A 24939-nucleotide genomic window follows, 5' to 3' on the forward strand; every position below is an offset into this window, starting at 1 on the left:
GGCCATGGCGTCGTCAACCGAGACCGCGTCACAGCCCGAACGGCCACCCCGGCCGAACCTCGCTTTCCGGCGGCTGCGCGGTCACCGCTCACCGGCCGAGTTCGCGGCGCTGGTACGACGGGCGGCGCACGAGATCGGTGAGCGGGTGAGCTGTGACGCGCGCTACGTCGGCCGGGTCGAGGCGGGTGAGATCCGCTGCCCGAACTACGCGTACGAACGGGTGTTCCTGCATATGTTCCCCGGCCGCACCCTCACCGACCTCGGCTTCGCGCCCCGCTCGGCCGTCCGCGGACGCGCGGCGCGCGAGACCGCGGACGCACCCGGAGCCCCCGACTCCGGTGAGTCACAAGGCCCCCTCGAGCCGTATGAAACGCAGGACCTGTATGACACGCAGTGCCCGTACGACCCGGATGACCGACCGGATCCGTACGACCCGTATGACGCGCAGGACCCGTACGACCCCCACGAGCCGTACGCGAAAGACCCCCTGAACCACGAGGAGAGCGACGTGCTGCGTCGCGCATTCATGACCGGCGGAGGCGCCACGATGGCCGCCGTCACGCTGAGCCCGCTGGGGCTCACCATCGACGCCGCGGCGGCCGACCCCCCGCTGCATCGCCCCGGCATCCCCGAAGCGGTCGCCCTGGAGGAGGCCGTCCGCCGCATCCGGCTGCTCGACGACCGGCACGGCGCGGACGGCCTGTACCGGCGCGCGGCGGCCCCGCTGCGCGCCGCCTACGCGCTGCTGGACGCCGGCGCGACGCGGCAGACCACCGCGGACCGGCTGCACTCGGGCGCCGGTGAACTGGCCATCTCCGTGGGCTGGCTGGCCCATGACTCGGGCCGGTTCGACGACGCCCGCTCGCACTACGCGGAGGCACTGGCCACCGCCCGGATGACCGGCGACCCGGCCCTTGAGGCGCACGCCTTCTGCAACACCTCGTTCCTCGCCCGCGACGCCGGCCGCCCCAGAGAGGCGGTCCGGGCGGCCCAGGCCGCGCAACGCGTCGGCCGCGCCCTCGGCTCCCCCCGCCTGCTGTCCCTGCTCTCCCTGCGCGAGGCGGGCGGCTGGGCCGGGCTCGCCGACCGCACCGGCTGCGAACAGGCGCTGGTCCGCGCGAAGACCCTCTTCGAGCGAGGCCACTCGGACGCCGACCCCGAGTGGATGAGCTTCTACGGAGAGGCCGAACTGGCGGGCCTGGAGGCGCAGTGCTGGTCCACGCTGGGCGACTGGCGCCGGGCCTCCCGGCACGCGCACCTCGCCGCGCGCCTCCAGGACCCGCACTTCACCCGCAACATCGCGCTGTACATGGCGGAGCTGGCGGACGACCTGGCGCGCGAAGGCCGTCCCGACGAAGCCGCGGAGGCGGGGCTGCAGGTGCTGTCTCTGCTCCACCAGGTCCAGTCCTCGCGCATCCAGACGATGCTGTCCGGCACCGCGAGGGTGCTGTTGCCTCACCGGCGGGCGTCAGGGGTGTCGGAGTTCCTTGACCGGCATGCGTCGATGCCGAGGGTTGGAAGAGCGTAGGGGTCTAGGCCCTGTCGGCCTAGTGCGCGCTACCCCGCCAAGTGCCCCAAGTCGTTCCAGCTCTCGATCGCCGGCTCCCCGTACGCCCAGCCCAGTACCGACAGCGAGGTCGGATTCAGCCGTATCCGCGCCGCGAAGTCCAGTGGCAGCCCGAGCCACCGCGCCCCGATGGACCGCAGGATGTGCCCGTGGGCGAAGACCAGGACGTCGCGGTCGGCCGAGCGCGCCCACGCGACGACCTCGTCCGCGCGTGCGGTCACGTCGGCCAGGGTCTCGCCCTCGGGGACGCCGTCCCGCCAGATCAGCCAGCCCGGACGCACGGCCTGGATCTCGGCCGGCGTCATGCCTTCGTAGGCGCCGTAGTCCCACTCCATGAGCGTGTCCCAGGTCTCGGCGCGCTCACCGAACCCGGCCAGCTCGCACGTCTCACGCGCGCGGGACAGCGGGCTGGTCCGCACCTCGACCCCCGGCAGCCCGTCCAGCGGAGCGCGATGCAGTCGCTCGCCGAGCAGCTTGGCCCCGCGCCGGCCCTCTTCGAGGAGGGGGACATCGGTCCTGCCGGTGTGCTTGCCGGACAGCGACCACTCGGTCTGTCCGTGCCGGGCCAGCAGGATGCGCGGTGCCATGGGGGGCCTTTCGAAGAGAGAAACGGGAGGCGCAAATGTGCCGCTCCCATCATCGCGCACCCCCTCGACGGGCAACCTGGTGGTCGACCTCGACGTCTTTGAGGACCGGAGTGCCCGCATGGGCGATATGCGGACGCCGTAAAGTGGCACGGTCGCCCGGCCGGGCGTCGCACAGCTGAACCAGAAGGGGGAGGGCGATCGGATGCCGCAGACCGAGACACCGGGCACCGAGGTGGCCCCGCGTACCCGGCTGCGGTGGTGGACCGAGCTGCCGCTGATCCTCCTGGTGTACGGCTGCTACTCGGCCGGCCGCCTGCTCGCGCGCGGGAACGTGCAGCAGGCCGTGGACCACGGCCTGGCGATCCTGCGCTTCGAGAAGGCCCTGCACATCGACGCCGAACACCCGCTCAACCGGCTGTTCCGGCACGAGGCGTGGCTCGGGGTGCCGGCCGACTTCTGGTACGCCTCGCTGCACTACCTGGTGACGCCCGCCCTGCTGATATGGCTGTTCCGGGCCCGCGCCGAGCACTACCGGGCGGCCCGCACCTGGCTGATGACGTCCACGTTCATAGGCCTGATCGGCTTCACGCTGCTGCCCACCTGCCCGCCCCGCCTGCTCCCCGGGGTCCACGGGTTCGTCGACACGATGGCCCAGTACAGCTCGTACGGCTGGTGGGGCGGCGAGGCCAGCGCGCCGCGCGGCATGGGCGGCATGACCAACCAGTACGCGGCGATGCCGAGCCTGCACGTGGGCTGGGCGCTGTGGTGCGGGGTCATGCTGTGGCGCTACGGCGGCACCCGCCTGACGAAGGTGCTCGGTGTCGCCTACCCGCTGCTGACCGCCCTGGTGGTCATGGGCACCGCCAACCACTACTTCCTGGACGCGGCGGCGGGCGTCGTCGTGATGGGCGTCGGCCTGCTGCTCGCACCCCGCGTGATGCGCGGTCTGGATCTGCTCCGGGCGCGCCTGCGGCCGGGTCGCACGACGGTCGTGGCGGGCTCGGGCGGCGACGGTTCCCCGATTGTCAGTGCCGGATGCCAGACTTCCGCGGGTGAGCGAATTCCACGGCAGCGCGAGTCCGGGCCGGGCGCCGGGGCCGAACCGGACGCCCCCGACACCGACGCGGGCGAAGGGGCCGGCGAAGGGGCTTCGGCAGCGGCTCGCTGAGCTGCGCGGTCCCGAGGTACCGGCCAAGGCCCTGGACGCGCGCGCCCTCGCGGCGCTCGCCGCGAACCCGGGCTGCCGGCGGCGGGCGATCCTGGACGGCGCCGGGGTGGACAAGGTGGCGCTGGCGAGCGCGCTGGGCGCGCCGTCGGGCTTCGGCCAGTCGCAGTTCGCGCTGACCCGGGGCAACGCGTTCGAGGCGCGGGTCAAGGCCGACGGCGGCGCGGAGCTGCTGCGGCTGGTGCACTCCCGGCTCGCCCCGGGCACCGAGCCGCCCGCGGGGGCCGCCGTGCCCGACCTGTCCGCGCAGGGCCCCGAGGGGCGTACGGCCCGTACGGCGCTGGCGCTGCGCGAGGCCACGCGCGCGGGCGGCTGGGCGCTGCTGGACCACCCGATGCTGGCGCTGGACGTCGCGGGCTCGCTCGCGTTCCTGGAGCCGGACGCGGTGGTGGTGCACCCGGACGGCAGCTGGACCGTCGTGGAGATCAAGTCCTTCCCGATGCTGGACGGCTCGGCCGACCCCGCGAAGGTGGGCGCCGCCGCCCGGCAGGCCGCCGTGTACGTGCTGGCCCTGGAGGCGGTCGCGGCCCGTCTCGCCGAGGAGGGCGAGACCGCCCCCCGGGTACGGCACCGGGTGCTGCTGGTGTGCCCCAAGGACTTCTCCAACCTGGCCACCGCCTCGGCCGTCGACATCCGCAAGCAGCGCGCGGTCACCGCCCGCCAGCTGGCCCGGCTCACCCGCGTCGAGGAGATCGCCGACTCCCTGCCGGACGGCACCTGCTTCGCCCCCGACCGGCCGGCCGAGGAGCTGACGGCGGCCGTCGAGGCGGTCCCGGCGACCTACACGCCCGAGTGCCTGTCCGCGTGCGAACTGGCCTTCCACTGCCGGGAACGCTCCCGCGCGGCGGGCGCCGTGACCCGCCTCGGCCGCCCCGCGCGTGCCGAACTGGGCGGCCTGGCCACGGTCGAGGACGTCCTGGCCGCGGCCCGCGGCGAGCACGGCGACCCGGACGATCCGGCGGTGGCCGCCCTGCGCCGCGCGGCGGCCCTGCGCACGGAGGCGCTGGCCGCCCGCCAGGAGGTGGCCCCTTGTCGCTGATCACCACGCTCGCCCGGCTGGAGGCCGTCAGCAGCGGCCGGGCCCAGCCCGCCGCGACCGTCCGGCACCGGCATCTGTCCGCGCGCCCGCTGGTGTTCGTGCCGCTCACCACCGCCGGCGAGGCGGGCGCCCCGCTCGGCGCGCTGGTCGGCACCGACCGGGACGCGCCCCGGCTGCTGGTCGTGCCGCAGCCCCGCGACCGCGACCTGCGCTTCGCGTTCCTCGCGGAACTCGCCGACGTGGTGCTGCCGTACGTCGACGCGTACACGGAGTCGGTCGAGGCGGCCGAGCGCAGCGAGACCGACCCGGAGACCGGAAAGCGGGTCAAGGTCGAGGTAGAGCTGTGCGCGGGCGCGCCCCAGCTGATCGTGCCGAGCCGCACGGGCCTGGACTTCGTACGGCTGCTGGGCCGCTCGATGCGCTTCCGGCGCACCGCCGAGCAGGACCCGGAGGCGCCCTATCCGGCCCCGCCCCGGGTGCCGCTGCTGGGCCGCTGGCTGACCCACTTCGGGGAGCGGTCCCGGGTCCCCGGCTCCTCCCTGCTCCTCGCCCTGACCGACGTGCTGTCCCGGCACTGGGCGACCGGCCAGTCCAGCGTGGAGGACCAGCACCTGGGCGCGCTGCTCGCCTGGATAGACCCTCCCGAGGGCAGCGACGGCGCCGAGGCGGCCGTCCGCGCCGGGCTCGCCCGGGACGCCGGCGGGCAGCTGCTGTGCCCGCCCGCCGGTCCGGCCACCGACCCGGCGTTCGACAACAAGCTGCTCGCGCCCGCCATCGAGCGCTACGACCGCGCCCGCACCGCCCTCTCCGCCGCCGAGGACGCCCTGGAGGCGGACGACCGGATGGCCGCGCTCACCGCGGCCGAGCGGGAGCTCCGCGACCTGGTGGCGAGCGTCACCCGGCCCACCTGGGACGCGGTGTGGCGGGGCCTGGACCTGCTGCGGGAGCTGCCGGCGGGCGCGCATGCCGAGGAGCGCTGGACCCGGGACCGCTGGTCGTTCACCAGCCACCGCGACCGGGTCCTGGCCGGCGAGCCCCCGCAGCCGCGCCGCGACGACGCGGTGACGGCGGCGAACAAGCTGGCCACGCGCGAGCGCGAACAGGCCCGCCTGGAGGCGCAGGAGGCGCTGGACGATCCGCTGGTGATGGCGGGACGGCGGCTGGCCGGGGAGGCGTTCGCGGGCGAGGTCACCGATGTCGTCATGGCGTACAGCGAGGGCAAGCGACCGAGCCCGCGCCCGCTGGTGACGGTCCGCACGGACGACCGGCCGCACCTCCCCGAGCGGGCGAAGGCGTACCGCTCGCTGGGCGGCAAGCCGCAGACGGCGGAGTTCGTCGGCCACGAGGGCGCGCCCGAGGACGGCGGCGGCCTCCTCGTCGTCCTGCGCATCGTCGACAAGATGGGCCGGGGCAAGGAGCCCGAACCCGGTTCGGTGCCGGAGAAGGGCGACGCGGTGGTCTTCACGCTCTTCGAGCACGAGCAGCGCGGCGGCGCGAAGCTGCCCGACCCGGAGGACACCCCGTGGACGCACGGCGGCCCGCCCGGGGAGGCCGCACCGGAAGCCCCCGACACCGTGACCGAGGAGGACACGCTGTGACGACGGTCGACTTCGACCCCGGGACCGCCGCCGCCCGCGTCACCGACGCGATCCTGCACGACACCCTGCACGGCACCGAGCGGGGCGTGGTGGTCGACTCCCCGCCGGGCGCCGGCAAGTCCACGCTGGTGGTCCGGGCGGCCCTGGAACTGGCCGAGGCGGGGCGCCCGTTGATGGTGGTCGCACAGACCAACGCGCAGGTGGACGACCTGGTCCTGCGGCTGGCCGAGAAGAACCCCGAGCTGCCGGTGGGCCGCCTGCACAGCAGCGACACGGACGCCTACGACAAGGCGCTGGACGACCTGCCGAACGTCCGTACGTCGGCGAAGGCGGCCGACCTGAACGGCCTCCCGGTGGTGTTGTCGACGGCCGCGAAGTGGGCGCACGTCAAGGTGGACGAGCCCTGGCGGCACGCGATCGTGGACGAGGCGTACCAGATGCGCTCGGACTCGCTGCTGGCCGTGGCCGGCCTGTTCGAGCGGGCGCTGTTCGTGGGTGACCCGGGCCAGCTGGACCCGTTCGCGATCGTCGGCAGCGAGCAGTGGGCAGGACTGTCGTACGACCCCTCGGCCTCCGCGGTGACGACCCTGCTGGCGCACAACCCGGACCTCCCCCAGCACCGCCTCCCGGTCTCCTGGCGCCTGCCCGCCTCGGCGGCGCCCCTGGTCTCGGGCGCCTTCTACCCCTACACCCCGTTCCGCAGCGGCACCGGCCACGGCGACCGCCGCCTCACCTTCGCGATCCCGGCCGACGGCTCCGGCCCCGACCGGGTGGTCGACGAGGCGGCGGAGTCCGGCTGGGGCCTGCTGGAACTGCCCGCCCGGCACACCCCGCGCACGGACCCCGAGGCGGTACGGGCGGTGGCGACGGTCGTCCGCCGCCTGCTGGACCGGGGCGGCGCGGCGGTCTCTGAACGCTCGCCGGACCCCGTCCCCCTCACCGCCGACCGCATCGCCGTCGGCACGGCCCACCGCGACCAGGCGGCGGCCGTACGCGCGGCGCTGGCCGACCTCGGCGTGGCGGACGTGACGGTCGACACGGCGAACCGCCTCCAGGGCCGCGAGTACGACGTCACGGTCGTCCTCCACCCCCTCTCCGGCCGCCCCGACGCCACCGCCTTCCACCTGGAGACCGGGCGCCTGTGCGTCCTGGCCTCCCGCCACCGCCACGCCTGCATCGTGGTCTGCCGAGAGGGCGTCGACGCCCTCCTGGACGACTACCCGTCCACGGAACCGGTCCAGCTGGGCACGCTGATGAAATTTCCCGACGGCTGGGAGGCGAACCATGCGGTGCTGGCGCACCTGGCGGAGCACCGCGTGAGATGGATGCCACAGTTTTGAGGGCCTCTTGCGGGGGCGCGGGACAATAGGGGGTGGCCCACCCGGAGGGTGGGTGCAGCGAAGCGTATGAGTCCGTACGAGGAGGATGAAGACATGGCGGAGCCCACGCCGCGTCGGAACGAACCGCGGCTACGCCCCGCGCCCTTGATCTTCGAGCCCGCGGAGGCCGCGGCCGATCCCGATCACTTCTTCGACCTGGAGTCCATAGAGGATCCGCGGGCGCTGCTGGCGCGTGCGACGGAGCTGGCCAAGGCATTCGCCGCCGCCGCCGACCGCGCCATGGAGTACCAGGCCGTCGCCGCCGCCCAGCTCGCCGACCCGCGCCGCTTCGACCGGCTGACCCCGGCGGACATCGCCGAGCAGGCCGAGTGGACCGAGGACTATGCCAAACGGATGGTCGAGTTCGGGCGGGACCTGATGCGGGGCCCCACGAGCGAGGGGTACACCTCCGTCGACCCGGTGTGAACCCGGGCCTCGTCCGAGGACCTGTGCCCCGCCCGGCGCACCTGGCATATGCCGAGCGGGCAAGATACTCCTCCGCGCCCGCTCCTGTCCCGGTTTTCCACAACCCAGCGGAATCGTGTGCTCACCACCGGTACATGTAGACGTCATGAGCAGCGCACCGAGCGTCACCTCCGCCACCGCCGACGGCACCGCCTGGCTCGCGTCGGCAGGAACGTACCCGCGCAGCATGCTCGCCCTCTGGGAGGAGCGCCCGGACGCCCCGGTCGTCCTGCCCTGCGGCACCGTCTTCGACGTGGTGAGTGCCCCGGCGGCCTTCGGGCGCCGCATGCTGCACCGGCTGTGGGACGGGGGGCCGGGCTCCGGCCCGGTCGCGGTGTTCCGGGGCCGCATGCTGCTGTTCGCCGCCCCGGGCACGGCCCAGCGGCTGCCCTCGCTGCTGAGCTGGGAGGAGTGGGGAGGCGCGCACGGCAGGCGTACGGAGGCCGTGCCGCCGCTGCTGTGCCACGGCACCGGCGACGCGGTGACCGTCCCGGCACCCACCGGAGCCGACCCCGCCGGCGCCTCCCGCTGGGTTGCCGCCCCGGACACCCGGCACCCCTGGCTGCCGGGGCCCGAGGTCGTGCTCTGGGCGGCGGTCCGGGCGGCCCGCGCGGCGGTGCGGATATCGATTTTTCCTCCCGCCGACCAGAGTGCTAAGGTCTACGACGTCAGCAGGCGCCGCTAGCTCAGTTGGTTAGAGCAGCTGACTCTTAATCAGCGGGTCCGGGGTTCGAGTCCCTGGCGGCGCACGATGACGATGGCGAGCTATGTCCGCAGAAAGCGCGGACCTGGCTCGCCATCTCTGTTATTGCGCGGCTTCGCCGCGCGCTGTGGGGGCTCCGCCACCCACACCCCCGCGAGGTCGGCGCAGCGAGCGTTCCCCGAGAGTCACCTCGGCGTGATCTTCACCGTCCAGGCCCCCGAAGCCGTCCGCCCCTCCACCTTCACCTGCACCCCGTCCCCCGGAACCGTGAAACTCTCCCCGAGGGCGACCGGGGCGTCGGCCAGGCGTGGGTAGACCGAGTTCTCCCAGCACGCCTCGGTGTGCGGGTGGGCGTCCACCACCTCGACCGCGCCGCCGCCCGACGGCGGACCGCCGCGCACCCGGTACACCAGGACGCCCTCCCGGCAGGCCGCCCGGTCGTTGCCGGCGCCGCCGCGGGCCTCGAAGGCGAGGACGCTGTCGGGGCCGGTGCGCACGAGGGCCAGCTTGGTGCCGTGGCCGAGACCGAAGGCGGGGGCGCCGGCCGCACCCTGCACCGGGACACCGGGGCCGGCGGCCAGCGGTTCGAGCGTCAGCACGGTCGAACCCTTGCTCCGTACGCACATCACCTGGCGCGGATCCAGCCAGCCCAGCTTCCACTTGTGCCAGGCGAACAGGTCGGGCGCGAGGCCGAACTGGCTGCCCATCAGGTCCCAGTCGCCCACGTAGGTGTCCCAGTCACCACCTTTGCCGCCGCCCGGGCGGTGGTAGAGGTCGGGCAGGTCGAAGACGTGGCCGGTCTCATGGGCCAGGACCAGGCGGTCCGGCGGGTGTTTCTCGAACACGGTGACGACCCGGCGGACGTCGGTGCCGTCCATGTGCACGGGCGTGTCGAGGTTGACGACCTTCGTGGCGTCCGAGTCCACGCCGGGCGCGTCCGGGTCGGCGACGAAGTACACGATGCCGTAGCGGGAGAAGTCGACCTCCTTGTCGGCCACGGCGAACGCGTCACGCAGGTAGGCGGACCGGTCCGTGGTTCTCCAGTCCCGCTTCATGGAGTACGACGTGGACGCCTGCGGCATGCGCAGCCAGTGCCCGAGCGGGTGCGGGCGGACCGTGAACCTGCCGTAGGAGGCCTGTTCGTAGAAGCGGCTGGTGGCCGGGAAGTGGTCGGCCGTCAGTTCGGCGGGCGTGGCGTGGGGGGTGGCGTCCGGGAAGGAGAGGAAGACCAGGACCGCGTCGAGCGGTCTGGTCGGGCGGGTGTAGTCGGAGTTCCAGGTGTCCAGGCCCTCCGAGTGGTGGGCCTCGGTGCGGTGCAGGGTGCAGGGCGCCGTCGAGAAGGGCTCGGCGACCGACGGGCCGGTGAGGATCGAGGTCGCGGCGAGCGCCGACATCGTGGTGCACACGGCGGCGGTGCTGCGCAGCTTGAGCACGACGGGACCTCCGGACGCGGTTCACGGGACACCGCATCCAGCCTGTAATTGTTTGATGCACTATGCCCTGTTTGCCTGCACCAGAAGGGTGAGCACGCCCCCGGTACGCTCCGGCGCGCCCCGGCGGGCGACACCCCGGAACACTCACGGAACGTCACAACTGGTCGCTGGCTTGAAGAACCTGTCCAGGCGCGGGCAGAAACGATCTGTCTAAACGGCCGACTGGTCCGGGACACTGGAGAGTGGCTGGAAGGCCCCGGGGCCAGCCTCTATGATCGGCACACTTTCCGGCACGGACAGGCACGGACACAGATCGAGTGCACTGCGGGAGCGAGCGGTGAGCGGAACGTCCGAAGGGCCGACGCCCGCGGCAGACCTCGACCGGTCAGCCGTAACAGACAGTGACCACACCACCTATCACCGTGTCTTCGCGGCTGCCCCGCTCGCCATGGCCGTCGTGGACCGCGAGGGACTCATCGGCAGCGCCAACGCGGCCTTCGGCGAACTGCTCGGCACCGAACCGGACGCGCTCACCGGGCGGATCGCCGCCGACCTGGTGGACCTCTCCACGGACGCCCGCGCCTGGCACGCCTACCGCGAGGTGCTGCGCGGCCGGGAGGCGCGCCTGCGCTGCACACGCCGGTTGAAGCACCCCGCGGGCCACTCGGTGTGGGTGCAGGTCACCGTCGCCCCGCTGAGCGGCGGCGGGCCGGGCGTGCTGCTGTCGGTGGCCGACATCAGCGCCCGCCACGAACTCCAGGCGCGGCTAAGGCACTTGCAGATGCACGACCCGGTGACCCGGCTGCCCAACCGGACGCTGTTCTTCGAGCGCCTGACGGCCGCCCTGGAGGCGGAGGCGTACGAAATGAGCGGCACCGGCCGGATCGGCCTGTGCTATCTGGACCTCGACGGCTTCAAGGCCGTCAACGACACCCTCGGCCACCGGGTCGGCGACCGGCTGCTCGCCGCCGCCGCCGAGCGCCTGACCCGGGTCGCCGACGAGGCCGGATACGCCCGCGCCGGCACGCCCCTGGTGGCCCGGCTCGGCGGCGACGAGTTCGCACTGCTCGTCGAGGACTCCACCGGCACCGAGCAGGTCGCCGACCTCGCCGAGTCCGCGCTGAAGGCCCTGGAGGACCCCTTCGACCTGGCCGGTCAACGCCTGTCGCTGACGGCGTCCATCGGCGTCGTGGAACGGCTGGCGGCCGGGACCACCGCCACCGGCCTGATGCAGGCGGCCGATACGACGCTGTATTGGGCGAAGGCCGACGGCAAGGGCCGCTGGACCCTGTTCGACCCGGAGCGCAACGCGCACCGGGTCACCCGTCAGGCCCTGTCCTCCACCCTGCGCCCCGCCATCGAGCGCGGTGAATTCGTCCTCGAATACCAGCCGTTGGTCGGCATGGACGACGGACGGCTGAGCGGGGTCGAGGCGTTGGTGCGCTGGCACCACCCGCAGTTCGGCACGCTGGCGCCGAATCGGTTCATCGGACTGGCCGAGGAGGACGGTTCGATCGTGCAGCTCGGCCGCTGGGCACTGGCCACCGCCTGCCGACAGGCCCGCCGCTGGCAGCTCGACCACCCCGGCGAGGCGCCCATCTTCGTCAGCGTGAACGTGGCCGTGCGCCAGGTGTGGGACTCCGACCTGGTCGCGGACGTGGCCGAGACCCTCGCCGAGACCGGACTCGCCCCGCATCTGCTCCAGCTGGAGCTGACCGAGTCCGCGGTGATGGGCTCGGCGGGCCGCCCCCTCCAGGCGCTCCAAGCGCTCAGCGACATGGGGGTACGCATCGCCATCGACGACTTCGGCACCGGCTACTCGAACCTGGCCTACCTGAGCCGCCTCCCGGTCTCCGCCCTGAAGTTGGACGGCTCCTTCGTGCGCGGCTTCCAGTACGAGGGTGACACGTACCAGAACGACGCGTACGAGGGCGACACGCCGCCGGCGATCACCCCGAACCCGGCCGACGAGGTCATCGTGGAGGCGATGATCCAGCTGGCGCACCGCCTGGGTCTGACGGTGACCGCCGAGTGCGTGGAGACCTCGGCGCAGGCGACGCGGCTGCGCCGGATCGGCTGCGACACCGGACAGGGCTGGCTGTACTCCCGCCCGGTGTCGCCGGATCGTATCTCCGAGCTGCTGGGGGCGCGGGTCTACGCGGTGGGCAAACCGTAGGCGTCGGCGATCAGTTCGTACGAGCGCAGACGCAGCGCGCCCCGGTGGGCGTGCGAGGTGAGCATCAACTCGTCGGCGCCGGTGCGCTTCTGGAGGTCGTCCAGGCCTGAGCGGACCTCGTCGGCGGTGCCGTGCACGATGTTCCCGGTCCAGGAGGCGGCGAACTCCTCCTCCATGGGGCTGAATTCGTGCTTCTCGGCCTCCTCGGGGTCCGGGAAGAGCCCGGGACGCCCGGTCCTGAGCCTGATCATGCTCAGCGCCGCCGCCCGCACCTGCCGCCGGGCCTCCCGCTCGTCCTCCGTGGCGAGGGCGGAGACGCCGATGAGGGCGTACGGCTCGTCCAGCACCGCGGAGGGGCGGAAGGTCTGCCGGTACAGGTCGAGGGCCGGGACGGTGTTCTGCGCGGAGAAGTGGTGCGCGAAGGCGAACGGCAGCCCGAGCAGCCCGGCGAGGCGGGCGCTGAAGCCGGAGGAGCCGAGCAGCCAGACGGGCGGCCGGTGCGTGGACTGGACGCCGCCGGGGGCGGTGCCCTGCACCGGGCCGGGGATGGCGTGAATCCGCCGGTACGGATGCCCGTCCGGGAAGTCGTCGTCCAGGAAGCGGGTGAGTTCGGCGAGCTGCTGGGGGAAGTCGTCGGCGCCCTCGTTCAGGGTGTCGGTGCGGCGCAGCGCGGCGGCCGTGGCGCCGTCCGTGCCCGGCGCCCGCCCGAGGCCCAGATCGATCCGCCCCGGTGCCAGCGCCTCCAGCGTGCCGAACTGCTCGGCGATCACCAGCGGGGCGTGGTTGGGCAGCATGACACCGCCCGAGCCGAGCCGGATGCGCTCGGTGTGGGCGGCGAGGTGGGCGAGGATCACGGCCGGCGAGGAGGAGGCGACGCCGGGCATGGAGTGGTGCTCGGCGACCCAGTACCGGTGGAAGCCGCGGGCCTCCGTGAGGCGGGACAGCGCGACGCTGGTGCGCAGGGCGTCGCCGGCGGTACTGCCCGCGCCGACGGTCACCAGGTCCAGTACGGAGAGGGGGACGGGCGCGGTGCCGTGCGTCGCGCCCCGGATCTCGTCTGCCGACACGGTGTGGGCCTCCTGTTTTCCGGCGTGGGCTGTCCTGCCCTGCGCTAACAGGAGACGGTCTCCGGTTATTCCGGCGGCTGCATCCGGATGATCCGGCTACATCTGCCGAATGATCCGGCTACATCTGGACGATCGGTTCCCTGGTGAACAGCGTCCCGAGGACGGGCGCGTTCACCCGGCGGTCGGCGAGCCTCAGTCCCTCCCACACCGACACCTGGTTGGCCGTGAGCACCGGCTTGGACAGCGCCTTCTCCAGCAGCCGCAGATGCGCGGCCGTGTGCAACGCGGTGTCCGGCAGCAGCACGGCCTCCGCCCCGGAGCCGTCCGCCGACCGCGCCAGCGTCAGCACCTCCTCCTCGCCCCACGTGCCGACCTCCGCCGCCGTGACGATCCCCGACGCACGGACCTCGGTCACCTCCAGCCCGCCGGCCCGCAGGAACTCCGCGAACAGCCGGGCCACGTCCTCCGGGTAGGTCGCACCGACCGCCACCCGCCGCACCCCGAGCTCCCGGGCCGCGTGCACGAAGGCGAAGGACGTCGAGGAGGCCGGCATCCCGGCCACCCGGGCCAGCGTCCGCACCTGCTCCAGGGCGCCCTCCCAGCCGTACACGAAGCTGCCGCTGGTGCAGGCCCACACCACCGTCTCCGCGCCGGACAGCCGCAGCACCTCCATGCCCTGGGCGAGCCGCTCGGCGGAGCCCATCTCGCGCAGCGCGTCCACCCGGTGCGCGTCCTCGCCGATGTCGGTGTGGACCAGGTCCACCCGGATGTCGCTGCCCAGAAGCTGCTCGATGCGCGGATAGTCGTCCTCGGCGGAGTGGCCCGGATAGAGGAATCCGAGTGCGGTCATGTCGGCCCTTCCCAGTGTTGCTGCGGTTCTTCGGGCAGTACGGGCGGCCAGTCACGCGCGGCCACGTCCAGCAGCGCCTGATACGGTCCCACGGCTCGGGTACCCAGCCGGCGCAGCGCCGCCCACATCGTGACCTGGTTGGCGGACAGGACGGGGATGCGCAGCTCGGCCTCCAGTTGCGGGATGACGTCGTACGTCGGCAGGTTGGTGCAGGAGATGAAGAGGGCGTCGGCGCTGCCCGGGCGGACGGCGCGGCGGGCCATCGCGACGACGTCCCGGTACGGCACCTGCCAGATGTGCCGGGTCAGGCCCATGAAGGCACAGCCGGTGACCCGTACGCCGGCCTCGGCGACGTACTCCCGCAGCGCGTCGGTCACCGAGACCGTGTACGGCGTGACCAGCGCGAGCCGTTGTATCCGCAGCTCCTCCAGGGCCTCCAGGAGGGCCCCGGAGGTGGTCACGGAGGGCAGGGTGCCGGCCCGGTGCATCGCCTCGCACAGCGCCCGCTCCCCCGCGATCCCGCCGACGAAGCTGCCGGAGGTGCAGGCGTAGGCGACGGCCTCCGGGGCGACGGCGGTCAGCGCGCGCACCGCCTCGCCCAGGGTCTCGTGCTCGCTGACCAGCCGGGCCAGGTGCAGGCTGACCTCGACCGGCACGAACGGCGTGCGGGTGAGGTGCAGCGACACCTCGTCGGGCACCCAGCGCCACAGCTCGCGGTCGAGGGCGAAGTCGAAAGGCGCCACGACCCCCACACCGCGCTGGGGGCGAGGACCGCCGAGAAAGGAGACGTCCATGGCAGGCACCCGTCTCACGCAGGGACACCAGAGGGCAACGCATCACGAGTGCGCCCTTGTTGACGACGGTAGGTTCGGGTGCGAGCGTGGTCAATCCACGCATGTCAGACGCTGCCTGTCAGACGTTCGGAGCCGCCGAGGATGACGCCGACCCCGCCCGTCCCTGCCACCCCTCCCACGCTCCTGGTGCTGGACGCAGACCCGCCGCCCCGGCTGGGCCGGCTCACCGGCCGCGCCCGGATCGTGCACACGGACGCGGCGCACCTGGCCGAGCGGCTGCCGGCCGCGGACGTCCTCCTGGTCTGGGACTTCACCTCGCATGCGGTGCGCGAGGCCTGGCCGGGCGGCGGGCCCCGCCCGCGCTGGGTGCACACCGCGAGCGCGGGCGTGGACCATCTGATGTGCCCGGAACTGGCCGCGTCCGACACCGTGGTGACCAACGCGCGCGGGATCTTCGACCAGCCGATCGCCGAGTACGTGGCCGCGCTGGTGCTGGCGGCGGCCAAGGATCTGCCGCGCACCCTGGAGTACCAGCGGGAGCGGGTGTGGCGGCACCGCGAGACCCGGCGGGTGGCGGGCACGCGCGCGTGCGTGGTGGGCTCGGGCCCGATCGGCCGGGCGATCGCCCGCACTCTGAAGGCCCTCGGTGTGACGACCGCCCTGGTCGGACGGGTGCCGCGGACCGGCATCCACGGCCCGGCCGACCTGGACCGGCTGATCTCCCGCGCGGACTGGGTGATCGCGGCGGCCCCGCTCACCGGGCAGACCTACGGCATGTTCGACGCCCACCGCTTCGGCGTGATGCAGCCCTCGGCGTTCTTCGTGAACGTGGGCCGGGGCGCCCTGGTGGACGAGGAGGCCCTCGCCCAGGCCCTGACCCGCCGCTGGATCGCCGGCGCCGCGCTGGACGTGTTCACCAGCGAACCCCTCCCGCCGGACAGCCCGTTGTGGGGGCTGCCCGGGCTGGTCGTCTCCCCGCACATGAGCGGTGACACGGTCGGCTGGCGGGACGAACTGGGCGCCCAGTTCGTGGAGTTGTACGAGCGATGGGCGGCGGGCAGATCACTGGTGAACGTGGTCGACAAGAAGAGCGGATACGTCCCCGGTCACTGACCTACCAGGAGGGTGCATGCAGCTCACCGACCTGACCGCCGTACAACTCCTCGACGGCTACCGCAAGGGCGAGTTCAGTCCGGTGGAGGTGACCGAGCAGACCCTGGAGCGGGCCCGGCGGATCCAGCCGGAGGTGAACGCGTTCGTACGGCTCACCGAGGAGGACGCGCTGGCCCGGGCCCGGGAGTCCACCGAGCGCTGGCGGCGCGGTGAGCCGGTCGGCCTGCTGGACGGGGTGCCGGTGACGGTGAAGGACATCCTGCTGCTGCGCGGCCACCCGACCCTGCGCGGCTCCAGGACCGTTTCGGAGCAGGGCAGCTGGGACGAGGACGCGCCCTCCGTGGCCCGGCTGCGCGAGCACGGCGCGGTCTTCCTCGGGAAGACCACGACACCCGAGTTCGGCTGGAAGGGCGTCACCGACTCCCCGCTGACCGGGGTGACCCGCAATCCCTACGACCCCTCGCGCACCGCGGGCGGCTCCAGCGGCGGCAGCGCGACGGCCGTCGCGCTCGGCGCGGGCCCGCTGTCGCTGGGCACGGACGGCGGGGGCAGTATCCGCATCCCGGCCGCGTTCTGCGGGATCTTCGGCCTGAAGCCGACGTACGGCAGGGTGCCCCTGTATCCCGCTAGCCCGTTCGGCACGCTGTCGCACGTCGGCCCGATGACCCGGGACGCGGCGGACGCGGCGCTGATGCTGGACGTCATCGCCGCCCCCGACGCCCGCGACTGGTCGGCGCTGGCCCCGCCGCCGGAGTCGTTCACCGCGGGCCTGGACCGGGGCGTGCGCGGGCTGCGGGTGGCGTACTCGCCGGCCCTGGGCGGGCAGGTGGCCGTCCGCCCGGCGGTCGCGGCGGCCGTGCGGCGGGCGGTGGCCCAACTCGCGGACCTCGGCGCCTACGTCGAGGAGACCGACCCGGACCTCAGCGACCCGGTGGACGCCTTCCACACCCTGTGGTTCAGCGGCGCGGCCCGGCTCACCCAGAGCTTCTCGCCGCGCCGGCGGCAGCTGCTCGACCCCGGCCTGCGCGAGATCTGCGCCCAGGGCGCCCGGTACAGCGCGCTGGACTACCTGGCCGCGGTCGACGTCCGCATGGACCTCGGCCGCCGGATGGGCCGCTTCCACGAGCGGTACGACCTGCTGGTCACGCCCACCCTGCCGGTGACGGCGTTCGAGGCGGGCGAGGAGGTGCCCAAGGGGTCCGGCCTGCGGCGCTGGACCGGCTGGACGCCGTTCACCTACCCGTTCAACCTCACCCAGCAGCCCGCTGCGACGGTCCCCGTGGGCACCGACGGCGACGGACTGCCGGCCGGGATGCAGATCGTCGCGGCCCGGCACCGGGACGATCTCGTGCTGCGCGCGGCGCATGCGCTCTACGAGACCGAGGTGGCCTAGGTACAGAGAGGCCGAGGCGGCCTGGGTACGGAACGGTGGGGCGGCTATTCCAGCAACCGTTGCCTGATGAGCGCCATCAGCTCCGCGCGGCTGTGCCTGCCGTGGTCGGCTGCGGAGAAGTGGTTGCCGATGCGCACCGAGACGGCGATCAGGCAGCGGACCTCGACCTCGACCTCGTCGGGACAGAAGGAGGAGAACAGGGAACGCAGGTAGTCCATGCGGCGGTTGTCGACGCGGCGCAGCCGCTCGGCGACGGCCTCGTCGCGGCGGGCCCACTCGCGGATCGCTATGTCCGCGTGGGTGCCCCGCACCGGCCCGTCGGCGCCGGCGACGATGGCGAACAGCCGCTCCAGTCTGGCCCTGGCGTCTCCCCCACCGCTCTCGGCCTCCTGGATCACGCTCTCGGTGACCTCGTACTCCCAGGTGTCGAGCATTTCGGTGAGCAGCGCGTCCCGGTTGCGGAAGTACCCGTAGAAGCCGCCCTTGCTGACACCGAGCGCCTGCGCCAGTACCTCGATCCGGACCGCTTCGGGACCGCCTGCGACGAGTGCCCGCAAGCCTTCTTCGATCCACTTGCCCCGTGGCGTGCGGGTCGCGCCCATGATGTGTGCCTCCTCACGCCCCTGCCGAGTATACGGCGGCGTATAGATGGGCCTACGCTCGTTCTATACGCCACCGTATAGACAGGGGCCTGCTCATGCGACTTCCCCGGACCGCCCACACCGACCGCCCCTGGCGGATCCACGAGATCGCCGGCGACTTCACGGTCGAGGACGTGTGGGCCATGCCCACCCCCGGCGGACCCGACGACCTTGTGCGGCTGGTGCGCCAGACCGCCGAAGGAATCCGTGGCGGAGTGAACGGAGAAGATCCCGTCTCCCGCGTGCTCTTCGCCGTCCGCTGGAAGCTCGGGGCACTGCTCGGCTGGGACAAGCCCGACAGCGGCATCGGCACCCGGCTGCCCTCGCTGCGCGACCGCCTGCCGGCGGATCTCCGGGACGGCCCTCAGGGCCCCGACCTCGGCTCGTCTCCGTTCACCTCCGTCTATCAGAGGCACGACGAGTGGGCCGCCGAGATGTGCAACAGGACCGTGCACGCGGTGATGCACATCGGCTGGGTCCCGGACGGATCCGGCGGCCACCACGGCCAGATGGCCGTCCTGGTGAAGCCGAACGGCCTGTTCGGAACCCTCTACATGGCCGCGATCAAGCCCCTGCGGTACGTCGGGGTGTATCCCGCGCTGCTGCGCTCCATCGGCCGCGAGTGGCAGGCGAACGCCGCCGGACGGAGCGCGCATTGACGGGATCCTGCGGGTGAGGCGGCCCGGCCTCCCCACCCCGAAGATGCTCACGCCCTCCGGAAGCTGAGCGTCTCCCCCGCCGCCCCGCTGCGCCACAGGTCGTTACAGGCCTCGGCCATCGGCTCCAGACCGTCCACGACCTGGCCCCACACGATCCCGGGCGCCCACGGTGGGGCGAACTGGGCGCCCAGTTCGTGGAGTTGTACGAGCGATGGGCGGCGGGCAGATCACTGGTGAACGTGGTCGAGCCTGGAGCGCTGGCGGCACGGTGAGCCGAACGGCCCGCTGGACGGGGTGCCGGTGACGGTGAAGGACATCCTGCTGCTGCGCGGCCACCCGAACCTGCGCGGCTCCAAGACGGTGCCGGAGCGGGGAAGTTGGGCCGAAGACGAACCGTCGGTGGCCCGGCTGCGCGAGCACGGCGCGGTCTTCCTCGGCAAGACAACAACTCCCGAGTCCGGCTGGAAGGGCGTCACCGAGTCCCCCCTGTCCGGCGCGGCGGCGCATGGGCCGCTTCCACGAGTCGTACGACCTGCTGGTCACGCCGACGTTGCCGATCACGGCGTTCGAGGCGGGCGAGGAGGTGCCGAAGGGCTCCGCACATCGCCGCTGGACCGGGTGGACGCCGTTCACCCACCCCTTCAACCTCACCCAGCAGCCCGCGGCGACCGTTCAGGTGGGGACCGACGAGGAAGGGCTGCCGGTGGGGATGCAGATCGTCGCCGCCCGGCATCGGGATGATGTCGTGCTGCGAGCTGCGCATGCCCTGTATGCGGCGGGGCCGGCACATTCGATAATTACCTCATGAAATTCCCTCCGAAAGGCGAGGACCATGGGGCGACTGGGAATTCGTCGAACCGTCGCCCAGAATTCAGTTGGCGTTTTTGACAGCTCCCGCCGGTGAACGTGCGAACGGGCCGGTCCGACGGCGCCAAAAGGCGCTCGCGGACCGGCCCGTCAGCGACTCAGCTGGTGCAGGCCGAAATCAGCGCGCCCGGCGCGCCGGCGGTGATGGTCTCGGTCTTGGGGCCCACCGAGGTGCTGTACGGCCCGCCGCTGGCGGTGGTGCCGGACACGGCGGCGCTGAGGGTGACGCTGACCGTCTGGGTGGTCGTCACCCGAACCGCGGCACCCAGGCCGCCGTTCGGGCAGTCTTCCCTGGTCAGAACGACCGGTGTAATCGAACCGTCGACCGTCGCCGTCGCCGTGAGCGTCACGCTGGCCAGCGTGGGCGTCGAGACGCAGGTGGTGTCGACACAGGCGGAGACCGGAACCTGCGGGAGCGCGACCGGCCCGACCGTGAGACTGGTGGAGGTCGGAACGGCGAATGCCGGTGAAGCGGAAATGAGCGGAATGACACCGAAGGCAATCCCCGTGACACCCAGGGCGATTCGGTTACGCAGCCGTGAAATGGCCACTTTTTTCCCTCTCTCGAATCCGATACCTGATTAGGCGGTGAGAAGCTATCCGCGCTCCAGAAAGGCGGTCAAGATCGCCTTCGCGTTTGCACCCCTTTCCGGCCATCACCCCCGTGGACGGATTCCCGGAGAATCCAGCCAGGATACGGAAAGGTGAATATGGAGGCGCGGTGAAGCCTCTGGTCAGACCGTGATCAAGTCCACGCATCGCTGCCCAGGAAAGATCCACTGGAAGGCTGGAAACAGCCGTGGACGTCTCACGCCCGTCGGAAGCTGAGCTTCTCCCCCGCCGCCCCCGTGCGCCACAGGTCGTTGCAGGCCTCGGCCATCGCCTCCAGGCCCTCCACCACCTGGCCCCACACGATCCCCGGCACCCACCCCACATCGCCGTTGAGCAGCAGGTTGTTGCGCTCGTAGAACAGGGCCAGGTCGACCACGGTGGTGCCGGGACGGACCTCGCGGTCGTAGCCGTAGGCCCTGGTGCCCAGTTCGGTCCCGGCGAAGGAGAAGTAGCAGAGGTCGCCGGGGATCGGGGTGACCGTCGGGTTCTCCAGTGGGGGTTCCGTGGAGGTGAAGGGCGGGAAGAGGGCGTAGATCTCGTTACGCGCGTACTTGGCGTGGAAGACGTCCCCGGCGAGCGGCAGCGCCTCCCATACCGCCGCGCAGGTCAGGGGCGCACGGTCGGTCAGCAGGCGTGCCGTGCAGTGCACGTTCCGCTTGTCGAGCGAGACGGTGATGAGTCGATCGGCCATGAAATTCATGGTGCATACGACGGGAGCGCCTGGGTAGCCGCGCCGCCATGGCTCCACCACATGGGTACGACGTGCACACGATCCGGTCGGAACACAGACACTCCCGGCGCTCGCTGCTCGCGGGCCTCGCCGCGTTCGGCGCCCTGGGCGCCGCGGGCGCCGCGGGCTGTACGCGGGTGGCCTCGGCGTCGGGCAAGGACGGCGGCGAGCTGCTCGAACGGCTGAAGGCGCAGGGTGTCGTGCGGCTCGGGATCGCCGGTGAGATCCCGTTCGGGTACATCGACAAGGAGGGCCATCTCACCGGTGAGGCACCCGAGTTGGCGAAGGTGATCTTCAAGCGGCTCGGGGTGGACAAGGTGCAGCCCGTGCCGACCGAGTTCGGCTCGCTCATTCCGGGGCTGAACTCCCAGCAGTTCGATGTCGTGGCCGCCGGGATGTACGTCAATCCCGAGCGCTGCCAGCAGGTCGTCTTCGCGGACCCGGACTACCAGATGCTGGATTCGTTCATCGTCCGCAAGGGCAACCCGATGGGGCTGCACTCGTACAAGGACATCGTCGCGAAGCAGGCCAAGTTCGCCACCGGCACCGGATACGCGGAGATCCAGTACGCGGTGGAGGCCGGGTACAAGGAGAGCGACATCCTGATCGTCCCGGACCAGGTCGCGGGGCTGAACGCCGTAGAGGCAGGGCGTGTCGACGCGTTCGCCGGTACGGCGCTCACCACGCGCGAGGTGGTGAAGAAGTCGAGCAAGGCGGAGGCCACGGGGCCGTTCGCACCGCTGGTCAAGGGCAAACCGCACGTCGACGGGGGCGCGTTCGCGTTCCGGCTGACCGAGACGAAGCTGCGGGACGCCTTCAACGCCGAGCTGCGCAGCCTGAAGCAGAGCGGGGAGCTGTTCCGCATCCTCCGGCCCTTCGGTTTCACGAAGGCCGAGATGACGGACCTGACCGCGAAGGGGCTGTGTCACGGATGACCTCGGGCCTGTGGGAACTCGTACTGAAGGGCGTCTGGACCACCGTCCAGCTGCTGGTGTTCAGCGCGCTGCTGGCCGCGGCCGTGTCCTTCGCCGTCGGCATCGCGCGCACCCACCGGCGGTGGATCGTGCGCTTCCTCGCCGGCTTCTACACAGAGGTGTTCCGCGGCACCTCGGCGCTGGTGATGATCTTCTGGGTGTTCTTCGTGCTGCCGGTCGCCTTCGGCTGGCAGCTGGTGCCGATGTGGGCGGGCACGCTGGCGCTCGGGCTGACGTACGGCGCGTACGGCTCGGAGATCGTGCGCGGCGCGCTGAACGCGGTCGACCCGGCGCAGAAGGAAGGCGGGATCGCGCTCAGCTTCACGCCCTGGCAGCGGCTCAGGCTGGTCCTGCTGCCGCAGGCGGTGCCGGAGATGATCCCGTCCTTCTGCAACCTGCTGATCGAGCTGCTCAAGGGCACCGCACTCGTGTCTGCCATGGGCATGGGTGATCTGACGTTCAGCGCCAACCTGGTGCGGCTGGCGCTGCAGCAGAGCGCGGAGATCTACACGTACATCCTGCTCATCTACTTCGCGATCGCCTTCGTGCTGACGCGGCTGATGCGCGGGCTGGAGAAGCGGCTGAAGGCCGGGGTCGGCAAGGACGTGGGTACGGAGTCGGCGGCGCGTGAGCTGAAGCGGGCGCAGACGACCGGAGTGGGGGGTCGGGTCGCATGAAATGGGACTGGAACGCCGTGAGCGACTTCATGCCGGACTTCTGGCGCGGTCTGCTCGTCACGCTGGAGGCCCTGGCCCTCGGTTCGCTGCTGTCCTTCAGCCTGGGCCTGGTGTGGACGCTGCTGATGCGGGCGCCGACCCGGTTCGTGCGCTGGCCGGTCGGGGTGGTCACGGAGTTCGTGCGCAACACCCCGCTGCTGGTGCAGCTGTTCTTCCTGTTCTACGTGCTGCCCGAGTGGGGCCTGACCTTCTCGGCGCTGGCCACCGGCGTCTTCGCGATCGGCCTGCACTACTCGACGTACACCATGCAGGTCTACCGGGCCGGCATCGAGGCGGTGCCCGTCGGCCAGTGGGAGGCGGCGACGGCGCTGAACCTGCCCCGGCGGCGGACCTGGACCGCGGTGATCCTGCCGCAGGCGATCCGCCGGGTGGTCCCTGCCCTCGGCAACTACGTGATCGCGATGCTCAAGGACACGCCGCTGCTCATGGTGATCACCGTGCTGGACATGCTCGGCCGGGCCCGGCTCTTCTCCCAGCAGCACTTCCAGTTCACCGAGCCCATCACCGTGATCGGTGTCGCCTTCATCCTCATCTCCTACCTGGCCTCCCTGCTTCTGCGAGCCCTGGAGCGACGTCTTGTCCGCTGACACTTCCCTGACGAACACACCCGAGCCCGGCGCGGGCGCGGCGACGGCCGGCGGTGAGCTGGTCCGCCTGGCGGGCGTCACCAAGCGCTTCGGCGCGAACACCGTCCTGGACCAGCTGGACTTCTCCGTCCAGCCCGGCAAGCACGTGACCCTGATCGGCCCGTCCGGCTCCGGCAAGACGACGATCCTCCGGCTGCTGATGACCCTCACCAAGCCGGACGAGGGCACGATCACCGTCGACGGGCAGCGGCTGTTCCCGGCGCCGGAGAAGGAGATCCGGGAGGTCCGCAAGAAGATCGGGATGGTGTTCCAGCAGTTCAACCTGTTCCCGAACATGTCCGTGCTGCGCAACATCACCGAGGCGCCGGTGCAGGTGCTCGGCATGTCCAGGGACGAGGCGGAGCAGCGGGCCCGGGAGCTGCTGGACCTGGTGGGGCTCACCGACAAGTGCGACGCGCGGCCCACCCGGCTCTCCGGCGGGCAGCAGCAGCGGGTGGCGATCGCCCGCGCGCTGGCGATGCGACCGCGGGTGCTGCTGCTGGACGAGGTGACCTCGGCGCTCGACCCGGAGCTGGTCGCGGGGGTCCTCGATCTGCTCAGGGACATCGCGCGCAGCACGGACATCACGATGCTGTGCGTGACCCACGAGATGGGTTTCGCCCGGGACATCTCCGACCAGGTCCTGATGTTCGACGCGGGCCGGGTGATCGAGGCGGGCCCGCCGGAGAAGATCTTCAGCGATCCGGAGCAGGAGCGCACCCGGGAATTCCTCAGCGCGGTTCTGTGACCACGGGCTGTGAACGCGCGAAGTGCCGAGGTCCAGCCGTCAGCCCATGCCCCGGGCATATGCCCTTGGGTCTGAACCGCAGTTGGGAGGGGGTGGGGCGGGGCGCATTCTCGCCAACACCCTCTCCCCAAAGAGGCGTTGCCCGCTATCGTGGTATGGATCCGCCGACCGGACGCGAGGGGGACTGTCGTGAGGATCGAACCGACCGCCCCGTACCACTCGGCCCAGGACGCGCTGCGCGTGCTGGAGACCGTCGCCCGCCACGCCGCCGGCATCACCGACACCGAGCTGGCGCGCTGGACCGGCCTGGAGCCCGGGCGGCTGACCGCCGTGCTGCTCATGCTGCGCCGCGAGGGCTACGTCGAGCAGATCACCGACGGGGCGTACGTCACCGGTGACACCCTGCGCCGGCTCACCTCGACGCACGACCGCGCGGAGGCCCTGCGCGAGAAGCTCCAGCGCACCCTGGACCGGCTGCGCGACTCGGTCGGCGCGGCCGTCTACATGAGCCGGTACGTGGACGGCGAGGTGAAGGTCACCCAGTACGCCACCGGGCCCACCACCCCTGCGGTCAACGAATGGGTCGACTTCCGCCACTCCGCCCACGCCACCGCCATCGGCAAGAGCCTGCTGACCCAGCTGGATCACAACGGCCGCCGCGACCACCTCTCCCGGCACAAGATGCCCCGGCTCACCTCGCGCACCATCACCAGCGACAAGCTGCTGCTGTCCCGCCTGGAGTCCCAGCCGCCGACGGTGCCCGTCCTCGACCTCCAGGAGTACGCGATCGGCACGGTCTGCGCGGCCGTACCGATCACCGCGGGCTCAGCGGTCGGCTGCCTGGCGCTGTCGCTCCCGGTGGAGCACGCCCACCGGCTGAAGCAGGCGGCGGACACGCTGAACCGCAGTGCGGCGCCTGTGCTCCTGTCGCTCACGATCTAGGTCCTGGACGGACG

General features: G+C 72.1%; 24 protein-coding genes, 1 tRNA gene and 2 pseudogenes. 18 read left to right on the forward strand and 9 right to left on the reverse strand.

The window, feature by feature from the left end:
- Nucleotides 1–4 precede the first annotated feature (4 nt).
- A complete protein-coding gene (locus ACWD35_RS07690) occupies nt 5–1528 on the forward strand; it encodes a hypothetical protein (RefSeq protein ID WP_451350245.1) in 1524 nt (507 codons plus the stop codon).
- A gap of 29 nt (nt 1529–1557) precedes the next feature.
- Here the strand turns inward: ACWD35_RS07690 and ACWD35_RS07695 are convergent, their stop codons facing one another.
- Complete coding sequence (locus ACWD35_RS07695) at nt 1558–2154, reverse strand: histidine phosphatase family protein (RefSeq protein ID WP_451350246.1); 597 nt, start codon at nt 2152–2154, stop codon at nt 1558–1560.
- A 202-nt stretch (nt 2155–2356) separates the two neighbouring features.
- Here ACWD35_RS07695 and ACWD35_RS07700 point away from each other — a divergent pair, with 202 nt between their 5' ends.
- The 7 genes from ACWD35_RS07700 to ACWD35_RS07730 all read left to right on the forward strand — a co-directional run bounded on the left by ACWD35_RS07700 (nt 2357) and on the right by ACWD35_RS07730 (nt 8609).
- Nucleotides 2357–3322 (forward strand): phosphatase PAP2 family protein, encoded by a 966-nt coding sequence (locus tag ACWD35_RS07700; RefSeq protein WP_451350247.1) that lies wholly within the window; start codon nt 2357–2359, stop codon nt 3320–3322.
- Entirely contained in the window at nt 3207–4418 is a 1212-nt protein-coding gene (locus ACWD35_RS07705) for a hypothetical protein (RefSeq protein ID WP_451350248.1), read from the forward strand. Before ACWD35_RS07700 ends, ACWD35_RS07705 begins: the two co-directional genes overlap by 116 nt.
- Entirely contained in the window at nt 4409–6016 is a 1608-nt protein-coding gene (locus ACWD35_RS07710) for a hypothetical protein (protein ID WP_451350249.1), read from the forward strand. Before ACWD35_RS07705 ends, ACWD35_RS07710 begins: the two co-directional genes overlap by 10 nt.
- The gene (locus tag ACWD35_RS07715; protein WP_451350250.1) at nt 6013–7356 is read left to right on the forward strand and encodes an AAA domain-containing protein; all 1344 of its coding nucleotides are present in this window, start codon (nt 6013–6015) and stop codon (nt 7354–7356) included. Before ACWD35_RS07710 ends, ACWD35_RS07715 begins: the two co-directional genes overlap by 4 nt.
- A 93-nt stretch (nt 7357–7449) precedes the next feature.
- Nucleotides 7450–7821, forward strand: coding sequence for a hypothetical protein (locus tag ACWD35_RS07720; RefSeq protein WP_451350251.1), 372 nt, complete (start codon nt 7450–7452; stop codon nt 7819–7821).
- A 145-nt stretch (nt 7822–7966) separates the two neighbouring features.
- On the forward strand, nt 7967–8545 hold the full coding sequence (locus tag ACWD35_RS07725) for a bifunctional DNA primase/polymerase (protein ID WP_451350252.1): 579 nt from the start codon (nt 7967–7969) through the stop codon (nt 8543–8545).
- A tRNA-Lys gene (locus ACWD35_RS07730) sits at nt 8536–8609 on the forward strand. The genes ACWD35_RS07725 and ACWD35_RS07730 overlap by 10 nt, the downstream gene beginning before the upstream one ends.
- A gap of 139 nt (nt 8610–8748) precedes the next feature.
- On the opposite strand, the gene ACWD35_RS07735 is transcribed toward ACWD35_RS07730, so the two are convergent.
- Nucleotides 8749–9957, reverse strand: a complete 1209-nt coding sequence (locus ACWD35_RS07735) for a M6 family metalloprotease domain-containing protein (RefSeq protein ID WP_451350430.1) — start codon at nt 9955–9957, stop codon at nt 8749–8751.
- 376 nt (nt 9958–10333) lie between these two features.
- Here ACWD35_RS07735 and ACWD35_RS07740 point away from each other — a divergent pair, with 376 nt between their 5' ends.
- Entirely contained in the window at nt 10334–12172 is a 1839-nt protein-coding gene (locus ACWD35_RS07740) for a putative bifunctional diguanylate cyclase/phosphodiesterase (protein WP_451350253.1), read from the forward strand.
- Here the strand turns inward: ACWD35_RS07740 and ACWD35_RS07745 are convergent.
- The 3 genes from ACWD35_RS07745 to ACWD35_RS07755 form a co-directional block, all read right to left on the reverse strand.
- Entirely contained in the window at nt 12151–13239 is a 1089-nt protein-coding gene (locus ACWD35_RS07745; protein ID WP_451350254.1) for an LLM class flavin-dependent oxidoreductase, read from the reverse strand. The genes ACWD35_RS07740 and ACWD35_RS07745 overlap by 22 nt on opposite strands.
- Before the next feature lie 118 nt (nt 13240–13357).
- On the reverse strand, nt 13358–14089 hold the full coding sequence (locus ACWD35_RS07750) for a maleate cis-trans isomerase family protein (protein WP_451350255.1): 732 nt from the start codon (nt 14087–14089) through the stop codon (nt 13358–13360).
- Nucleotides 14086–14883 carry a maleate cis-trans isomerase family protein gene (locus ACWD35_RS07755; protein WP_451350256.1) on the reverse strand — a complete coding sequence of 266 codons (798 nt, stop codon included), beginning with the start codon at nt 14881–14883 and terminating at the stop codon, nt 14086–14088. Before ACWD35_RS07755 ends, ACWD35_RS07750 begins: the two co-directional genes overlap by 4 nt.
- Before the next feature lie 141 nt (nt 14884–15024).
- Between ACWD35_RS07755 and ACWD35_RS07760 the strand changes: the two genes are divergently transcribed.
- Together ACWD35_RS07760 and ACWD35_RS07765 are read left to right on the forward strand one after the other, a co-directional pair.
- Entirely contained in the window at nt 15025–15996 is a 972-nt protein-coding gene (locus tag ACWD35_RS07760) for a D-2-hydroxyacid dehydrogenase (protein ID WP_451350257.1), read from the forward strand.
- Between the two features lie 16 nt (nt 15997–16012).
- Nucleotides 16013–17389, forward strand: a complete 1377-nt coding sequence (locus tag ACWD35_RS07765) for an amidase (protein WP_451350258.1) — start codon at nt 16013–16015, stop codon at nt 17387–17389.
- Nucleotides 17390–17433: 44 nt separating this feature from the next.
- On the opposite strand, the gene ACWD35_RS07770 is transcribed toward ACWD35_RS07765, so the two are convergent.
- Nucleotides 17434–17991: a TetR/AcrR family transcriptional regulator gene (locus tag ACWD35_RS07770; RefSeq protein WP_451350259.1), complete on the reverse strand. Its 558-nt coding sequence runs from the start codon at nt 17989–17991 to the stop codon at nt 17434–17436.
- 95 nt (nt 17992–18086) lie between these two features.
- Between ACWD35_RS07770 and ACWD35_RS07775 the strand changes: the two genes are divergently transcribed.
- Nucleotides 18087–18689 (forward strand): DUF2867 domain-containing protein, encoded by a 603-nt coding sequence (locus ACWD35_RS07775; protein ID WP_451350260.1) that lies wholly within the window; start codon nt 18087–18089, stop codon nt 18687–18689.
- A 47-nt stretch (nt 18690–18736) separates the two neighbouring features.
- On the opposite strand, the pseudogene ACWD35_RS07780 reads toward ACWD35_RS07775, so the two are convergent.
- A pseudogene (locus ACWD35_RS07780) lies at nt 18737–18856 on the reverse strand (DUF3830 family protein); the annotation flags it as partial.
- A gap of 79 nt (nt 18857–18935) precedes the next feature.
- On the opposite strand from ACWD35_RS07780, the pseudogene ACWD35_RS07785 reads away from it, so the two are divergent.
- A pseudogene (locus tag ACWD35_RS07785) lies at nt 18936–19497 on the forward strand (amidase family protein); the annotation flags it as partial.
- A gap of 157 nt (nt 19498–19654) precedes the next feature.
- Here ACWD35_RS07785 and ACWD35_RS07790 read toward each other — a convergent pair.
- A complete protein-coding gene (locus ACWD35_RS07790) occupies nt 19655–20107 on the reverse strand; it encodes a hypothetical protein (RefSeq protein WP_451350261.1) in 453 nt (150 codons plus the stop codon).
- Between the two features lie 257 nt (nt 20108–20364).
- Nucleotides 20365–20859 (reverse strand): DUF3830 family protein, encoded by a 495-nt coding sequence (locus ACWD35_RS07795; RefSeq protein WP_451350262.1) that lies wholly within the window; start codon nt 20857–20859, stop codon nt 20365–20367.
- Nucleotides 20860–20906: 47 nt separating this feature from the next.
- Between ACWD35_RS07795 and ehuB the strand changes: the two genes are divergently transcribed.
- From ehuB to ACWD35_RS07820, 5 genes are all read left to right on the forward strand, one after another.
- Nucleotides 20907–21833, forward strand: a complete 927-nt coding sequence (ehuB, locus tag ACWD35_RS07800; RefSeq protein ID WP_451350263.1) for an ectoine/hydroxyectoine ABC transporter substrate-binding protein EhuB — start codon at nt 20907–20909, stop codon at nt 21831–21833.
- Nucleotides 21830–22549 carry an ectoine/hydroxyectoine ABC transporter permease subunit EhuC gene (gene ehuC, locus ACWD35_RS07805; protein WP_451350264.1) on the forward strand — a complete coding sequence of 240 codons (720 nt, stop codon included), beginning with the start codon at nt 21830–21832 and terminating at the stop codon, nt 22547–22549. Before ehuB ends, ehuC begins: the two co-directional genes overlap by 4 nt.
- Nucleotides 22546–23196: an ectoine/hydroxyectoine ABC transporter permease subunit EhuD gene (gene ehuD, locus ACWD35_RS07810; RefSeq protein ID WP_451350265.1), complete on the forward strand. Its 651-nt coding sequence runs from the start codon at nt 22546–22548 to the stop codon at nt 23194–23196. The genes ehuC and ehuD overlap by 4 nt, the downstream gene beginning before the upstream one ends.
- Nucleotides 23186–23983: an ectoine/hydroxyectoine ABC transporter ATP-binding protein EhuA gene (ehuA, locus tag ACWD35_RS07815; RefSeq protein WP_451350266.1), complete on the forward strand. Its 798-nt coding sequence runs from the start codon at nt 23186–23188 to the stop codon at nt 23981–23983. The genes ehuD and ehuA overlap by 11 nt, the downstream gene beginning before the upstream one ends.
- Nucleotides 23984–24172: 189 nt before the next feature.
- Nucleotides 24173–24925, forward strand: a complete 753-nt coding sequence (locus tag ACWD35_RS07820; protein WP_451350267.1) for an IclR family transcriptional regulator — start codon at nt 24173–24175, stop codon at nt 24923–24925.
- Nucleotides 24926–24939 lie beyond the last annotated feature (14 nt).

The sequence above is a fragment of the Streptomyces sp. NPDC002671 genome, from assembly GCF_053592475.1.

Coding starts and splice junctions, on each gene's coding strand:
- ACWD35_RS07735 (WP_451350430.1), bottom strand. CDS start 9,957: ATGTCGGCGCTCGCCGCGACCTCGATCCTCACCGGCCCGTCGGTCGCC.
- ACWD35_RS07775 (WP_451350260.1), top strand. CDS start 18,087: ATGCGACTTCCCCGGACCGCCCACACCGACCGCCCCTGGCGGATCCAC.
- ACWD35_RS07760 (WP_451350257.1), top strand. CDS start 15,025: ATGACGCCGACCCCGCCCGTCCCTGCCACCCCTCCCACGCTCCTGGTG.
- ehuC (WP_451350264.1), top strand. CDS start 21,830: ATGACCTCGGGCCTGTGGGAACTCGTACTGAAGGGCGTCTGGACCACC.
- ACWD35_RS07795 (WP_451350262.1), bottom strand. CDS start 20,859: ATGGCCGATCGACTCATCACCGTCTCGCTCGACAAGCGGAACGTGCAC.
- ehuD (WP_451350265.1), top strand. CDS start 22,546: ATGAAATGGGACTGGAACGCCGTGAGCGACTTCATGCCGGACTTCTGG.
- ACWD35_RS07765 (WP_451350258.1), top strand. CDS start 16,013: ATGCAGCTCACCGACCTGACCGCCGTACAACTCCTCGACGGCTACCGC.
- ACWD35_RS07695 (WP_451350246.1), bottom strand. CDS start 2,154: ATGGCACCGCGCATCCTGCTGGCCCGGCACGGACAGACCGAGTGGTCG.
- ACWD35_RS07770 (WP_451350259.1), bottom strand. CDS start 17,991: ATGGGCGCGACCCGCACGCCACGGGGCAAGTGGATCGAAGAAGGCTTG.
- ACWD35_RS07750 (WP_451350255.1), bottom strand. CDS start 14,089: ATGACCGCACTCGGATTCCTCTATCCGGGCCACTCCGCCGAGGACGAC.
- ACWD35_RS07720 (WP_451350251.1), top strand. CDS start 7,450: ATGGCGGAGCCCACGCCGCGTCGGAACGAACCGCGGCTACGCCCCGCG.
- ehuB (WP_451350263.1), top strand. CDS start 20,907: ATGGCTCCACCACATGGGTACGACGTGCACACGATCCGGTCGGAACAC.
- ACWD35_RS07725 (WP_451350252.1), top strand. CDS start 7,967: ATGAGCAGCGCACCGAGCGTCACCTCCGCCACCGCCGACGGCACCGCC.
- ACWD35_RS07690 (WP_451350245.1), top strand. CDS start 5: ATGGCGTCGTCAACCGAGACCGCGTCACAGCCCGAACGGCCACCCCGG.
- ACWD35_RS07755 (WP_451350256.1), bottom strand. CDS start 14,883: ATGGACGTCTCCTTTCTCGGCGGTCCTCGCCCCCAGCGCGGTGTGGGG.
- ACWD35_RS07700 (WP_451350247.1), top strand. CDS start 2,357: ATGCCGCAGACCGAGACACCGGGCACCGAGGTGGCCCCGCGTACCCGG.